Below are 15591 nucleotides of genomic sequence, written 5' to 3'. Positions count from 1 at the left end.
TTCAGCTTTATCTGTATCTTTTATTAGTTCGTCGTTACTTTGAGCGCGTCAAACGGTATCACATTGCCCGTCGAGCCGGCGGCATGCTGCCACAACGCTTCGATTCGCAGCACATGCGCCCCTGGCGCAAGCGGCCCCGTCTGAAACACTTCTTGCTTGTAAAGAATCGGATTGTTGTAAAAGTCGATGACTCCTGCATATACGCCGTCGACATAAACCGCGCCTTTGCCTCGCGCCGTGTGACGGTCGGTGACCAGCGTTGCCGCTGTGCCGTAGAAAGGAATGTCCGCGTAAGCGTTTTTCTCGAAAGCCAACTTCATCGTACCGCCCGAGTAAGCGGAGTAGGAGTACGATCGCCAATCCCCGGTATACCGCACCATAGGATCGCTATCTTCTACGACAGCAGGCTGCTGCTGCGGGGCGACAATGGCGATAGCATCCGATCCGCGGGATACTATGCCCTTCGCATCGATCGCATACACTTGATACCAGCCTACTGGCAGGCCGCTCGTGTTCAGTGATCCCGGCACGCCAGCCGCGACCGGCACGTTCCTCCCTCCTGCGCCCGCGCCTGCCTGCTCGATCTCGCTGCGTTCGGCCGGAGTAGCGGCCGGAATCAGATACAGCGTGCCGCTGCGCGAGCTTGTAGCCGTCAAAGCATCGCCCTGTACGAGCGCTCCCGCAGTTACTCCCGTAAGGCGAACGTCCGACGGCATCACCTGCAGCGCATCGAAAGAAGCGTTGTAGCCGGTCGAACTCGGTTGTTTCTCCCAGAGCGCTTCCAATCGGATGACGTGCACCCCTTCTTCCAGCGGCCCTGTATCGAACACCTCCTGCTTGTAGCGGATCGGGCTGCTGTAGAAATCGATCGTGGCAGCATAGACCCCGTCGACATAAATCTTCCCTTTGCCGCGCGCGGTGTGAAGATCCGCAATGACCTTGGCGGAAGCGCCATAGAAAGGAATTTCCATATAGGCTCCCTTCTCCCGGCCCAGCGTCAATGTTCCGCCCGAATAGTTGGACGAACTGAAAAGCTCCCATTTGCCGACATACGTAATGTACGGGCTTGTGTCCTCCATCCTCTCCACATCGGTCGGCAGAATAACGATCTCTTTGCTCGGGGACACCAAACCCCTGTCGTTGATCAGATACACGCTGTATTTGCCACCGCTTAGGGCGGTCGTGCTCAATACGGCCGGAACGTTTGCCGTCGCTTGCGCCCTCGCACCATACACACTCGCGCTCACCGTTTCAATGGACGCCTTGACGGGCGGCGTACCCGCAGGCACCAAATGAACCGTTCCATCGCTATTTCCCGTCGCGTTCACGGGATCTCCCTTCGCCACTAGAGCGGGCGTTACCTCCTTCAGCACCGGAGGTAAGCTGCTCAGCGTGAGCGACACATTCGACGTTTGGCCGGGAGCGGCATATACCGCATCCGAAACGTTCCTCGCGTACCCGTCGCTGGATGCCGTTACCCGCTGTTTGCCGGCCGGGATATGGGGGATCGTAAACATCCCGTTTGCATCGGTGACCGCCGCAAGGTTGGTATACCCGGTCACATGAACGGCCGCCCCCGGTATCGGCGTGCCGTTCTCCGTGTAAACGGCGCCGGTGACGGAGCTGGTGAGCGGAGGCGGCCCCCCGTAAACTTGAGCGCTTACCGTACCGGACCAAGAGAACGTATGGGTTCCCGTCCAACTGCGGCCGGGATAGAACGTTTGTCCGGACGTGCCGTCCTCCATTATCTCGAAGCCCGGATCTTGTTCGGCAAGCACAACGATCGATTTCGCTCCATCGCGCAGCACTTGCCCGATTTGAAAGCCTGTAGTGCTGTGATCGGGGGCGCTTACGAATATATAATCGCCTGCCGCGGCTTCGGGAATCGCCGCGTCCACAACGAGCGCATCGTAGGCGTCGCCTTTCGCGGCGCGTTTCGTACCGCCGACGATACCCGTCATCGCGAGGCCCGCTCCCGTGATTTGCCGATCGCCTTTCTGAAGCAGCGTACCGCCCGATAGCGACATTTCCCGTACTTCCCCGTCCTTCAGCCGGATCAGCCCCATCTCCCCGACCATCGTCACATCGCCTGTCGTCATCGGCAGCTCCGGATGCGCCGGATTGCTCAGCAAAATATCCGTCGTATCCCCGTAGACGACCCGCACCGCCGCCGCTCCTTCCGGAGCCTGCTCGAGCGGAAGCCGGTCTATCGCTTCGATTCGGGCTTCGCGTCCGCGGAACGGCTCCAGCACAGTCATAAACGTGCTCTGCAGATTCGTTCCGTCCCGCCTCAGCACCAGCTTCGGCATCGTGTACTTCACCACTTCGTCGTTGTTATCCATCGCTGAGCCTTGAAGACGGATCGAACGGAGAGACGGAGAACGTCCCAAGTACAGCTCGTTACTGCCCGGCTCGAGCAAGCCGGTTATGTTCAGTTTCGCCTGCTCCTTGCCGCCCGACTGCGTGACGAGCGTCACCTCGTAACGGTCGCCGTTTAGCTGCGCCTGCTTCACATCGCGTACGTATATATATCCCGGGTACTGCCCTTCCGCACTGCCGCTGTCGCTATTGCTCGTCGGCTGCACCACGTTCGTCCCCGGAGGGAGCAAATACGGCCCGTAATCGGTAAGCGGCATATCCGTCGCAAATTCGGCATCGCGGTTTGCGTCTCCTTGCAGCGTATATTCATGCCGGCTTCCTCCCTTGACGCGGAACAGATCCAGCACATAACCCTGCTCGCCGCCGCCACCTTCGAACGGCACGAACCACGGCTCCCTGCTGTATGTCTCCGTCACGCCGTACGCTGACTTGTAGTCGGCGCGCATCGCCTGGAAGAGGCCGCCTTCCGTTACGAACGCCTCTGCGTTGCCGCCCTGCTTCGCCTTGTCGCCGTTCACCATATTTTTACTGTCGACCACAACCGTGTTATGGCCCATCGTCGATAGCGCAAACCAGCGGTAAAACGAATTATGCGTATAGCCGAGATCGGGCAGCAGCTCCTGGCCTTTCGCATACAAGTTCAAGTTCAGCGGGTCGTAATGCTCATGGCCGTATTTCGGCTGGAAACCCATATACAGCTGCGTCTGCCCCGGTCCCGTTCCTCCGGCCAGCCGGCCGATTTTGGCCGCGGGCAGCAGGAAGGAGCCTGCGTCGATTTGCGGATCGGGCGGTCTGTTGTTCGCCCATGTATCGGTGATCGGCACCACTTTTCCGTCGGGATATACCAGCTTGTTCGCATTGTCCACCGCCCGCCGGATGACGGGGAATAACTGCTCCATATCGAGATTGTCAAACCGGATGCCGGTTCGCGGCGATACGTAACCGGGCGGATCGCTCCAGCCCTTTAGCTGGTTTGCTACGTCCCTCAGCCCGTTAACGGTCTGCAAGTGATAGCTGGGCGTCACCTCCTGCCAATAGCCGTCCGACAGAAACATTCGGGTCGCCAGGCTTCCGATCAGCTCGACGACGCGATGCATATAGTCCGGCTCCCCGAGCGCCTTGCCTACTTCGATTAGCCCTTTCCACGGTTGAAACGACATATTGCCCAAATAGTCGGGATACGTCAGCACAAATTCCGCGGTCGGCACGATCATCCCCTGAACGATCCGCTGCTCGACATCTTCGCCGGCTTCCGCATTCAGCAGCGCGAACGCGTTCGTCCGCTTCAGTTCGGCATAAGCCTTGATTAAGGGGGTCAGTTGGGGCAGATCGCTGTACCACCATCGCTCCCATATGCCTCCCCAATAAGCGTACGGAGGGCCCGAGCGTTTATCCGCCGACAAATTCGCATGAAAACTGCCCGCCACCCGGTCGACGGTCGGATTATAGCCTTCGTACGCTTTGGCGAATGCGTACAGCAGGCGTGCCGCGCCAAGCGGATCGGACTTCAAGAGCGCCGCCGTTTGCGAGATCGCCCGGCTTTTTTGCAAATACCACAAATGAGCCGTAATGAAATACCGCTTGCCGGAAGCATCCTCGTAATACGGGATCGAGACCGTTTCGCCTTTCGCATTTGTGACCGAGAGCGTCTTGTCCTCTACAAACTGCGCGTTCGGATACACGGTCCCGGTGCGCGAAGCTTTCAAGCTTAGCCCGTCCGCGGATAACGTGTATAATCCGCCCGGATACAGCTCCGGCATTTCCGGCAGGCCGACGAAAATGAACCCCGGCTGCGGTGGAATCAGCGCTTTGATCCGCTGCACTTCGGCGGACGGCGAACGATATACAAGCGTTGTCACCCGCGTTTCCGGCTCCGGTTCATAGGCAGAGGAGCCTGCCGATACGAGCGCCTCCCGGTCGAACGTGAGCCGGGCTACCCCTTTCCCGGTTGCCGGGTTGGGCGTGAAAACCATACCCAGTTGATACGTTCCGGTGGCAAGCGGAGCCGGATGCTGGAAATCCAGCTGAAGGAAGCCCCCGTCTTCGCTCCATGCATACTGGCCCAGGCTTTGCCATACGCCCCCCGGCTCCTTCCACGTCAACTCAACGGAAGACTGTTTCAGCGTTTGAGCGTCCATCTGGCCGAGTCCATCAGCTTGTAAAGCGGTGAGCGTCGTCTTCAGCCTCTTCTCCGTAAATCCTCGATACAGCAGCTCCGTGCCCGCTTCGTTCGGGTGCCACGGCAGCATCGCTGTTCCGCCCCCCACGATCGATTCCGGCAGCCGGGAGAAGTAGACGGTTCCCATCCGATCCTGATCGATCACGCTTGCCCGCATACGGGCATCCGGACCGCTATTATGCCAGTGATCGGACTGCCGGACCGGCACCCAGGAGCTGAGCGGCTGCGTGTATAGATTGTGCACATGCATAATGTTCAACCGCCATTCATCTCCAGCCAACACGCCTCCCGGTGCAATCGAGGAAAGCGGTACGGCAGCCTCCACGATTCGGCGATCCGACTGTACCGATGTGGCGTACGTAAACGCCCCGACGACATGTTTGCCTTCGTCCGCCGCTAAATAGGCCACGTCAGGCGACGGGTTCCAGATCGTTGTCAGGACGGGAGCCTGTGCGGTCGGGAGCGGAATTTTCACCGCATAATAATCGTCAGCCCCGGCGGACGGCCGAAGGAGAATGTCTATGCTCGCAAGTGTATCCGCTTCCGTGAGGGCAATACTGCCGCCGATATACAGCTGATTATCGTCGTAAGCGACGCGGTATTCCGCCTCTTGGGACAAGGATTGGCTGTAAAAAGCCGTTTTGAAATCGCCAAGCTTCGCAGCGCTTCCCCATACCGTCTCATCCAGGGAACCGTCGATCGCAGGTGCCGATCCCCATTTCGGAAGCACGGCCCATTTGCCTGAATCGTAGGCAACCGGCTCAGGGGCCTCCGCCAGCAACCCGCTGCCGCCCGAAGCCGCTTCGGCGGCAGGAGGAATAACCCCGACCGGTTGTAGTAGAAGAACTGCCGCGAGACAAACCGCCGTTTGGAACTTGAACCGTTTTCCCATGCCCCATCCCTCTTTCCCTCGTTACTTGAACAGCTCCGCCAGCTTCTGATCGAGCTTCTCGCCTTCGCTCCGCAAAGCTGTATTCATATCCTCCTGTCCGAGCACGGCTTTCTGATAAGCATTAAAAAAGAAAGTATGGCCTGGAGTTTGGGCCCTCACCACGTCGACGGAAGTGAACTGCGACGGGGCGAACTTTTCCGGGATCAGCGACTTCACGTTTTTATCTTTCAAATAAGGCACTTCCTTGCCGAATTCGGCCATGCCGGCTACCCGGTTTTTAAGAATCGGCAGCATCCCTTTGCGGGCCAAATGATTTTGGAATTCCTCCGAAGTCAAATAAGCGATCGCATCGAAGGCCTCCTGCTTATGCTTGCTCGTTTTGGTAACGTAGAAGTAAGTCGGATATGTCTGCGCGCCCATTCCGGGCTTATCCGGGAGCTGAGGATACGAGACTACGTCCCAATTCAGCGCATCCTTGTAGTTGGATAGTCCGTACACCGCAAAGTGCAGAAACATGGCCGCCTTGCCGTCCGGGAACAGCTTCTGCTGGGGGCCGAGGCTCCAGTTCTGCGCATTTAGCCCATTGCCCGGAATATTCGATACGCCCGCCAGCAGCTCCATCGTTTTCCGGAACGGCTCGGAAGTAAAGGCCGCCTTCCGGGTTTTCAGGTCGATATACGAGGCGCCGAACTGATTTAAGGCGAAGTTCGCCGACGATGACATCGCCAGGCCGTAATACTGGGTTCCCTCGTCCGTACGGGACATTCGCTTCGCCAGATCGTATACTTCGCTCCAGGTCATTCCATCCTTCGGCGCGGCTACGCCGAATTTGGAAAACAAGTCCTTGTTATAGAAAAGCGCCAGCGTATTCGTAAATACCGGCAGCCCGTACATGCCGCCGTTCGCAAAACCTTTCTGCAGCTCTACCGCCGTCTGTTCCAACCGACTCAAATCGAATTTGCTTTTGGCCATATACTCCGAAATATCGTTCTGCAATCCATACTGAATGAGGGAATCGGCCTGGCCGATCGACATGAACAGCACATCGATCGTATCGCCGTTCGTAATCATGGTGTCGAGCTTGTTGCTTCCCGCCGGCTTGTGCTTGACGGTTATATGCGGGTACTTGGCCTGTATTTTGCTTCCGAACGTATCCATGAACGTCTCGTCATAGTCCGGAACCTGGGAATAAAAGACGAGCTCCACCGGTTCTTTTTGATCCGGCGCCTTGGCTCCCCCCGGGTCCGACTTGCTCGCCTGATTCGAACAAGCGCTTACTAGAATACTGGAGCCTCCAATCATTACAACTGCTCCAACCGATGCCAGCTTCTTTCGAATTCCCATATGGTTCTCCCCCATCTAATCTGCTTTTTCCGTATGCAGCAGCTCTTAATCGCTCAAAGCTTCACTTAATCGTTCGCCTAATTCGTCCTCATCGATCATATTCGCCCAATACAGCTTTAACTGGCTAGACAGCGACTGGAAGGCCGCGAACGAGATGCGCGTATCGGCATGCGTTCGAAACGATCCCATCGTTTCGCGGAACAGCATATAGCGGCTCGGCGTATAAATCATCCTGTTTCCCGGCTCCATCGGCAAAGTCGCCAGTCCGGGAATACTCAGCGTGTGCTGATAAATGTAAGATTGCGCCTCTTTCGAAGCCAAAAAATCGACGAACAGCCTTGCCTCCTCCTTGTGTCCGGAGCTACTGTTAATCCCCGCCCCCAGCGTAATCAGCAGCGTCCTCGGGCTGTCCATATAAGGGACCGGCGAAATATCGTATTCGATCTCCGCCTCGTTCCAGCTGTTCAAGCCCATATACGTGTTCAGCGTCATGGACAGCTTCCCTTCCACAAACATCCGGTAAACATCGTCATTGTTCTCCGATAAGTAGAGCGGAACCGCCTTCCGGTTATGCAAAATGTCCTTACACAGCTTGAGGCCGTCCAACAGCCTGGAATTGCGGATATGCGAGGATTCCTTCCCGCTTCCCTCAACCCATTCGCAGCTCTGGATGAGAAACAGCGGCCACCTATACATCGATTGAATGTAGAGGGAAAACCCGTATCTCCCCTTGCCGTCGTACAGCAGCTCCGCGTGGCGGATCAGGTCGTTCCAGGTCCAACTGCCGTTTGGCTCCGCCAATCCGCTTTCCCGGAAATGGGCCTTGTTGTAGCAGAGCACGAGCGGCGACAGGATGATCGGCAGCAGCAGACGCCGGCCCTCCATGCTGAAATGCTTCGTAAACTGCGGATACAATTCGTTAGCTTCGGATAAAGGCTCCAGCAAATGGGTCAAACGGTTCTCCGACAGCAGTTGAAACTGAACGTTATCCAGCAAAACCAGATCCCCTGCCAGCTTACGCTCCGACAGATCCGTTCCGGGTATCGGGCTGGGCATAAACAGAAACTCCACCTGGATCCACGGATATAGGCGCTGAAATTGTTCGACCAGCCCCGTTAGCTTCAAATTTCGCAGCGTCACGTTCTCGCAGGCTATCGTCAGCTTGACTTGCGGGCGGTCCGCTACGACGCGATTTCCTACGCCCGCAATTTTCTCGATCCATCCTTCCCGCACGAGCTGCTCAAGCCCGAGCCGGATCGAGTAATTGCTCAGGCCGAATCGCGCTTCCAGCGATTTCTCGGGCGGCAGGAAGCTTCCCGCAGCCTGCTTCCCCGCGATCATCTCGTCGCGAAGCGCCTTCGCGATCTGCTCGATCTGTTGCTCGAATTGTTCTTTCGACGGTCTTCTTCTCATGTGGATAACACCTCTGCCTAAATATCGTACGACCTGATTCCGAGGAATACCGGCTGCTATCACCCCGTTTCCGATTCAGATTCCATAGCTCTCTCCAACTCATAAAATATTTTATTTTATGAGTCACTATATGTTATTTATGTAATTTACTCCCTTGATGTCAGTTTATAAGGGCGATAAAGCGCTGTCAATTGTTATTTAATGAGTCTCTTTTTGTTTTTACAACTATTTTATGAGTCACAACAAAAAGACGTTCGGACCTGATCGGGTCCGAACGTCCTGCAAGCTTTACCTCTCGTATACGCAAGGCAGCGGCACATCAGCTTCACCGCGCAGGATAGCCTCATCCCTGCTCAAAAGCGTGAGCTGCTCCGCCTGCTTTCGCATCGCCTCGCGCAAAAACATATACTCCCGCAAGCCGACGAAAACCATATAAGCAGGCAGCACCCCCTGCATCTCTGCCAGCAAACGATCCAGCGCATCAAGCTCTCGCTCCAGCCGTTCGCCCACGGCGGCCAACCCGCAACGTCCGGCAATCGGACCGTTTCTCAACCGTTCCATAGCGCGGACGGCGTCAGAGAGTCCGAGCAGCCCATCGATCAGTCCTGCCACTCTCCTGCATTCGAAACGGATCACCCGCAGCTCGTATTCCCGGCCGGGTACCGCCTTGCCCTGCTCGAACGACAGCAGCGCGTTACGGGCCAGCGCTCGGGTCACCCGGTACGCCTTATGAACCCCGTCCGTAGCCAACACGCTGCGAACGATACCGGCGGGGTACGCACGAATGCTATCGGCGCTGCTGAAGAACACGCCGATCTCCGCCAGTAACGTGAACGTGGAAGAATACTCGAACAGCTTGCGCATAGCGCTCATCCCTTTCGCCCAACATTCCGGCTCGTCGGATACGATCCAGGCGGCGTATGTGCGATCGAACTCCGCAGCATCCCTTCTTCGCGTATTCCAGCATTTCTCCGCCAAATACGCCGTGTTCCGGCGAAACGTCGGCGAGTACACCGTGTAAGCCACCGCACCTGGAAACGATTGCTCGACTCCTTCGTTAACCCGGTTCTCCACATTGTCTACGTAGTCCTGATAAAACATCCCGGACATGTACCCCGTGCTCGGCGCCACCCAACCCTCCGCACCGCGAACCTGCTTGACCGAACAAACGGGCATCGTGTAGTTCCACCACTGGATCACGAGTTTCCCGGCCAGTCCGCACTTCTCGAGCAGCGATTCGAACGATTCGTCAAATCCGGTCAAGCTTTCCGCCATATCGTGCCAAATCATAACCTTTTCGATGCCGTTTGCGATCAAATAACCGCCTATTTCTGTCAAGTAAAGCTCCAGCAGCTGCCTGGGGGTATGGACGGCCAAATCGGCGGCGCTCCATCCGGTTATTTCATCCATGCCGATATGGAACCAGGTTTGCCCGTAGGGCAGCATATACCGGTCAATAACGCGCTTCATCATCCGTTTCAGCAGCGGAAACGTATCCGGATGCGTCAGCGAATAGCCGTAGCCGGTCGCTTCCCCCCGCTCGTCAACCGCCGATATGTTCGGGTACAGCCGGGGCAGCAGGAGCGAATGGCCAGGGCCGTTAAATTGCGGGATGACACGGATCCCCCGTTCCGCCGCATAAGCAACTAGCTGACCGAATCCGTCGTTCTCGTACAGCGTCGGACGGTACGTCTTGATCGCCGTCCGTTTGGCAACAGGATCGAAATATCCGATTCGCCTCTCGGGCAGCACCCCCGGATCGTCGAGAACCGGTGCGAACAAAAATTCCGAGCGGCTGTTGGCGTCCGCCGGATAACGGCTGCCCCAGCAGCCATAGATGCCGATGCCGAGTGTATTGAGCTTGAAGTGTACCATCTCGTCGACCATAGCCTTCCAGTCCTCAAGTTCCATCAGATCGGAGCCCCAGGAGCATTCCGCGAACATTCCCCGGATCGGAATATCCGGCTCGTCCTCGATCTCGACGAGAGGCAAACGAAGCAAGCCGCTGGACGTCCCGGGCTGAAGCAGTTGAATCAGCGTCTGTACGCCGTGCAAGATGCCTGTGGGCCCTCCGGCAATGTGCAATTCGCTCGGCCCGGCTGTGAGGCGGTACCGTTCCGAGCACGCCTCCGTCTCTTCCAGCCGAATCCGGTAAGGAGGCTGCTCTTCCGGATTCCCGGCGCCGCCCGCCTCATGCGGAGCAAGCACCTTTCCGCTCCAATGCTCGGCAAGCCAGAAGATTAACTGACGTAAAGCCGTTCGCGTCACAACCGACGCAAGTGCGCCTGCTTCCACCGTAACGGTCCAACCCTCGTCCAGCGTTCGTATTCCGGCGCAGCACATCCGCTTCGGCGCCGGGATCAGGGTGGGAATCGAGTTTATCATGAAGACTTCCTTTCATTCCGCATCGAATTTATAATTGTTACATAGTTTTGGAGCCGCTGCGCAAGTTCGCGGTATCATTTACATCAGGAGGTGCGGGCGATGAAGCCTTATGCGATCGGCGAGCAGACTTCCCATGTCCACATCATAGTCAGATGGGATAAAAAAGGGCAGTTCGTCTACACAAGAGAGCCGAACGAAACATGGACGCTTTTCATTCCCGAAAGCGGAAGCTTCCGATTCGAAATCAGCAGTCATCGCGGCACGGCCACGTTCGGCGATCTGGTGCTCTGTCCTCCCGACGTGCTGATGGAACGGGAAATCGTCAGCCCGCTCACCTTTTTGGCCGTTTACTTCGATTTGTACGCGGACGACGGGTCGAAAATCGAGCACGAGCATGAGCTGTCGCCCGCTGCCGCAGGCAAGTGCGTCATCCAGGATACGCAGAGGCTGTCCTCGACCTGCCAGTATTTGAAAAAAATAATCGATCGGAAAGATTCGGCCAGCGTCTACCGCAGAAATTTTCTGCTGCAAGATTTGTGGCAGTTGTATGCCTGGGAAACGAATTCGGCATCGCAGCAAAAACAAAAGCGGCAGACAGACCCTTTGATGCGCCAAGCGGAGAGCCTGCTCCGGGAAGTCAGCTTCACCGCCTTCAGCATGAAGACCGTGTCGGCCGGACTAGGGCTGAGCGCCGTGCAGATGACCCGCCGCTTCAAGGCGGCGTACGGGATGACGCCCTCCGACTATGTAACTTCCCTGAGACTCAGCCAAGCCCGCGCCCTGCTCGCGGAGACGAAGCTGACTTTGGAGCAAATCGCGGAGCAATGCGGATACGAAGACGGGCTGTACTTGAGCCGGATTTTTTCCAAAAAACTGAATATAAGCCCGTCCCAATACCGCAAAGCATATCACCTTTGAACCAAGCCTCGCCTGTACGGCGCCTTACGTCACTTCATTTTTTCCGCGTCGACCATTTTATTGATCTCCTCTTCCGCACGGGCGAGTGCCGTATTCACGTCGATTTTCCCGGCTGCATAATCGTCGAATCTCGCCTTTGCGATCACCTCGGCCTTCGATCGGTACTGCGAAGAGATCGGGTACTTGACGGGCTTGCTTTTGAAGATGCCCTCCACATGCTTGCCCTTCAGGAACGACATATCGGCGCCAAACGCTTTCGTCACCTCGGCGCTTTTCAGTGTCGTGATGCTGCCTGACTTCGCTCTCGCGGTCTGGAACGGCTCCGAAGTAAGCACATCCAGCACTTGTAGCGCCTCTTTCTTATGCTTGCTCGACTGAGTAATCGTGCCGACGTAAACGCTCGCATTGCCGAACGTATTCGGCTTCTCAGGAAAGCTCGGATACTGGGTCACATCCCATTCCATGCCGTCCTTTTCGGCCGCCTCCAGCACCGAAAAGATGTTCAAATGCGCGACCATCGCGAGCGTCTTCTCCTTCGTAAACTCGTTTAACACATTGCCTGCCGGCTTGTTGCCCGGGATGGAGTAAATCTGGTTTACGAGTTCGAAGAGGCGCTTCCACGGCTCGTTGTTGATCGACGCTTTGTCCGTCGTGTAGTCGACGGCGGCGAGCGATAGCGGCTGCGATATCCATATAATTCCGGCGCCCGGGTCCAGTCCGCGGTACTGTGTCCCGCTTTCATAACGGGTTACTTTTTTGCCGAGCTCGACCGTTTCCGCCCACGTCATCCCGTCCTTCGGATATTCGACGCCGAACTTATTGAATATGTTTTTGTTGTAATAGAGCGCGTGAAACGTAGTTTCATACGGCAAGGCAAACAATTCGCCGTTTGTGGAAGCGATCTGCACATCGGCGATATAGTTCGGCTCGAAGCGGTCAAGACTAAACTTGTTGTCCCGGATCAGTGCGTTCATATCGTACAGCAACCCCTTCGTACGATAGGAGCTGAGGTTTCCGTTAAAGGTGAAAATAATGTCCGGCACCGTCCCGGCGATCAGCAGATTATCGAGCGTATTGCCGTCGGCGGGCCGCATGATGTTCAGCGTAATATGCGGGTATTTTGTCCTCAAATACTCCGTAAGCAATTTGTCGAACGCTTCGTTGTAGGCTCCGTCCACAGCCGCCGTAACGGTAACCGGATCAGGCTTCTCTTCCTTCGAAGCGCCGTCGCTCTCCTCCTTGCTTCCGCAGCCTGCAATCAGAACAAGACCGAGCAGCGAGCCTAACGTAACGTGCTTGATGTTCACCATGACTGTCCCCCTCGTATATGGAAAGCTTTTTAATGGTAATGAGAGCGCTCCCGTATATCGTATAAAAATGCAACATGCCTGCCTATGGATAATGGCGTCATGTTTTATGCACTTCATTTCAAGACAACCGGCCGCAGGCTATCAGCCAGCAGCCTGCGTGCGAAACGCCTGAAAGCAAAAAAAGCCGCGATCTGCGCGAGGCCACTGAAAAAAACCGTTTTTTCCGTTAAGCATCGATGCTCTTCCGTTTAATGGTACAGAAAAACAGCGAAAAGACCGTTTTAAGCCATCTCACAGGCAAAGAACGGTCTTTTTGCATCATTGAAAGAAGGGGAGAAGACTTTTTCAGTGGCCTCATCGACGCGACTCTCTTTTTACTTCTTGTAAGCCGCTTTACATCAACCGCACCTCGCAGTTCGCCGGGGACGCCCCGTCCCATTGCAAGCCTTCCGGCAGCCAGAGGCAGTAGTCGATGCGGCCCTCCGCGTTCCTGCTCCATTCCGCTTTCAGGATGCCGAACGTCGTAGGGATTTCTCCCTTGGCCCATTGCAACGTACCTGACGCGAGCGCCAAGCAAACCGTTTTCTCCCCAAGCTCGTCGACGCTAATGCCAAGGGCGTGCTTCGTCAGGAGATACGTGGGGGACGCTCCCCAGCCGTGACAAAGACTGACCGGCACGTGATCCATCAGATACGTCGGCGTGTTGCCCTGATACGGACTTGGCAAGGTGCAATCCGGCGAATGCGGATCGAATACTTCCCACCAACTGGTGGCTCCACGTTCCAGCATGCCTCCCCAATATGCCGCGATTTCCTCGTAGGCGATCTCCTCCTGTCCCAAGGCAAACAGCGTCTCCAGCACAATATGGTAAAAAAACGCCCCCTTGATGTCCGGCAGTCTTCCCGTCCTCCAATACTCGTTCAGAAATTGGCCGGCCTCCGGTTGCGTCATCACGCCCGACCAAATAGCTGCGAAATTGGTTTGCAGCGTTATGCTGGAGGATAGCCCCTTATCCGTTAAGCAATCCGCAAACGCTCCGGCATCGTCAAGCCACAAATGCGCGCGGATCGCTTCTCGCAACGCCAGGGCTCGTTCTCCCCAGAGCCGGGCCTGCTCCGGCTGCCCCAGTGCTTCCCCCATCTCCTCGGCATTCCGCAGCGCTTTGTAATAAAAACAGGAGATAGCCGTCACCCGGTCGCGCCGGTCAATGTCGTCGGACCAATCGATGAAGCACCACCAGCCCGGCCGGTCCGCTTTGGCAAATAAGCCCGTTTCGTCAAGTTGGGCGTGGAACCATCCAAGCACACGCCGGATCGGCTCCCACACGTCCGCCAAAAACCGTTCGTCCTTCGTATAGCGCCAATAGTCGTATACCCCAAACAACCAATGAGCGCAAAAATCAGGCAGCAGGAACGTGTTCCGCTCCGGTCCCGTTCCAGGGATGGAGCCGTCGGCATTTTGGATTCGCGCCGCCTGCAGCAAGCATTTGCGCACCAACGCCTTATCTCCAAACGTGTAGGCGATGAGCTTGCCCATCACGACGGCATCGGCGACCCATAGCGCTTTTTCTCGCAGCGGACAGTCCTCCAGATGATCCTGGCTGTTCATCATCGTCGTGTACCGGCCGATGTCCCAGATCCGGTTCAGCACCGGATTGCTTGTTTCCAGGCGACCTTGCTGCGCAAACGGATAGCGGACTTGCTGAAGCATGCACCGGCGAAGGCGCACCGTCTCGGGCGCCGCCTGCAGCACGAGCTTGACGTACCGGAATGCTCTTCTCCCGAAAGGGGACAGCACATTTCGTCCCTTCTTCAGCACAAAAGTATCGAGCAGAGCCATATCCAACGTTTCCCCGTACAACATTTGCAGCACGCCTCCTTCGGGGGCGTCCGCGACGATCTCCATATAGCCCACGGCTTCGCGGGCGAAGTCGAACACGACGCCGGGCATCGCTCCCGGACGCTCCGCCTCCATACTCATCGCTCTGTCGTGCTCGCCGGGACCCAGCATGGACTCGCTTGCCGAAACCGCCCCATAGTTGGCATCGATCGCAACGATATTCTCCGGCCATCTCGGCTCCCGCAGCAAAAACGGGATCTCCCTTTCGAGCAGACGCGGCCAAGGACCGTCCGCTTGCAGCGCGAGCGCCACAACATCGGCATGCGCCCAGCCGGCATCCTCATACCCCGCCAGCTCCCAGCCATCCTCCTTGTCGGCCACGTACAATTCCCGGTAGCCGTTCCAATGGTGCTGTCGGGATACCGCCTGCACCCACCGCGGAGAGCGGCGGAGCTTCCACGTCTCATCCGTGCCGATGCACAGGCTCGCTTCCCCTATCCGGATGTCGAGCTGGGCGAGCAGTCCGCCGGGCCCCTGAAACTGCTGGGTGGCGATTTCCTTCGTGCCGAAATTATACGCCAGCACGGCGAGAACATTTTCCCCTTCGACCAACCATTCTCCAACCTCAAACGAGTCGTAATACTGCCAGCCGTTGTCCGCCGGTGACGGTCCTCTGCCTACCGTTCTGCCGTTCAGCAGCGCGACATATTCCTGATTGGCCGTCATGCACAGGGTGGCCTGATCGGGAATTGCCGGCAGCGAAAAGCAGGTTCTCGCCTCGATATATACATTCGGTTTCCCTTTCGCCGAGTCGTCCCAAATCCAGTTTGCCTTCCACTCTTTCATCTCGTCCAACTCCTTTTTGCAGGCAGTGATCGTAATAGTGAAAAACATATGTTTCGTCTTGAAAAACATACTTTTCTTGACGTAAT

7 protein-coding genes are annotated in these 15591 nt (G+C 56.7%); 1 reads left to right on the top strand and 6 read right to left on the bottom strand.

The window, feature by feature from the left end:
• Nucleotides 1–23: 23 nt before the first annotated feature.
• The 4 genes from ABD796_RS34250 to ABD796_RS34235 form a co-directional block, all read right to left on the bottom strand.
• On the bottom strand, nt 24–5450 hold the full coding sequence (locus ABD796_RS34250; RefSeq protein WP_344917039.1) for a carboxypeptidase regulatory-like domain-containing protein: 5427 nt from the start codon (nt 5448–5450) through the stop codon (nt 24–26).
• Nucleotides 5451–5471: 21 nt separating this feature from the next.
• Nucleotides 5472–6794, bottom strand: a complete 1323-nt coding sequence (locus tag ABD796_RS34245) for an ABC transporter substrate-binding protein (protein ID WP_344917037.1) — start codon at nt 6792–6794, stop codon at nt 5472–5474.
• Between the two features lie 45 nt (nt 6795–6839).
• Nucleotides 6840–8207, bottom strand: coding sequence for an extracellular solute-binding protein (locus ABD796_RS34240; protein ID WP_344917035.1), 1368 nt, complete (start codon nt 8205–8207; stop codon nt 6840–6842).
• A gap of 288 nt (nt 8208–8495) precedes the next feature.
• Nucleotides 8496–10592 (bottom strand): family 20 glycosylhydrolase, encoded by a 2097-nt coding sequence (locus tag ABD796_RS34235; protein WP_344917033.1) that lies wholly within the window; start codon nt 10590–10592, stop codon nt 8496–8498.
• 99 nt (nt 10593–10691) lie between these two features.
• Between ABD796_RS34235 and ABD796_RS34230 the strand changes: the two genes are divergently transcribed.
• Nucleotides 10692–11510 carry a helix-turn-helix domain-containing protein gene (locus ABD796_RS34230; protein ID WP_344917031.1) on the top strand — a complete coding sequence of 273 codons (819 nt, stop codon included), beginning with the start codon at nt 10692–10694 and terminating at the stop codon, nt 11508–11510.
• A gap of 29 nt (nt 11511–11539) precedes the next feature.
• Here ABD796_RS34230 and ABD796_RS34225 read toward each other — a convergent pair whose 3' ends face one another.
• Nucleotides 11540–12820 carry an ABC transporter substrate-binding protein gene (locus ABD796_RS34225; protein WP_344917029.1) on the bottom strand — a complete coding sequence of 427 codons (1281 nt, stop codon included), beginning with the start codon at nt 12818–12820 and terminating at the stop codon, nt 11540–11542.
• A 393-nt stretch (nt 12821–13213) separates the two neighbouring features.
• Nucleotides 13214–15505, bottom strand: coding sequence for an alpha-L-rhamnosidase-related protein (locus ABD796_RS34220; RefSeq protein WP_344917027.1), 2292 nt, complete (start codon nt 15503–15505; stop codon nt 13214–13216).
• Nucleotides 15506–15591 lie beyond the last annotated feature (86 nt).

The sequence above is a fragment of the Paenibacillus hodogayensis genome (assembly GCF_039536325.1).
In the GTDB taxonomy this organism is placed as follows: Bacteria; Bacillota; Bacilli; order Paenibacillales; family NBRC-103111; genus Paenibacillus_AB; species Paenibacillus_AB hodogayensis.
The sequence above is the reverse complement of the archived record's forward strand: the minus strand, read 5'-3'. Positions and strand labels throughout refer to the sequence as shown.

Excerpts from the sequence above, each read along its gene's own strand:
- ABD796_RS34250 (WP_344917039.1), bottom strand. The coding sequence starts at position 5,450 with ATGGGAAAACGGTTCAAGTTCCAAACGGCGGTTTGTCTCGCGGCAGTT.
- ABD796_RS34245 (WP_344917037.1), bottom strand. The coding sequence starts at position 6,794 with ATGGGAATTCGAAAGAAGCTGGCATCGGTTGGAGCAGTTGTAATGATT.
- ABD796_RS34240 (WP_344917035.1), bottom strand. The coding sequence starts at position 8,207 with ATGAGAAGAAGACCGTCGAAAGAACAATTCGAGCAACAGATCGAGCAG.
- ABD796_RS34235 (WP_344917033.1), bottom strand. The coding sequence starts at position 10,592 with ATGATAAACTCGATTCCCACCCTGATCCCGGCGCCGAAGCGGATGTGC.
- ABD796_RS34230 (WP_344917031.1), top strand. The coding sequence starts at position 10,692 with ATGAAGCCTTATGCGATCGGCGAGCAGACTTCCCATGTCCACATCATA.
- ABD796_RS34225 (WP_344917029.1), bottom strand. The coding sequence starts at position 12,820 with ATGGTGAACATCAAGCACGTTACGTTAGGCTCGCTGCTCGGTCTTGTT.
- ABD796_RS34220 (WP_344917027.1), bottom strand. The coding sequence starts at position 15,505 with ATGAAAGAGTGGAAGGCAAACTGGATTTGGGACGACTCGGCGAAAGGG.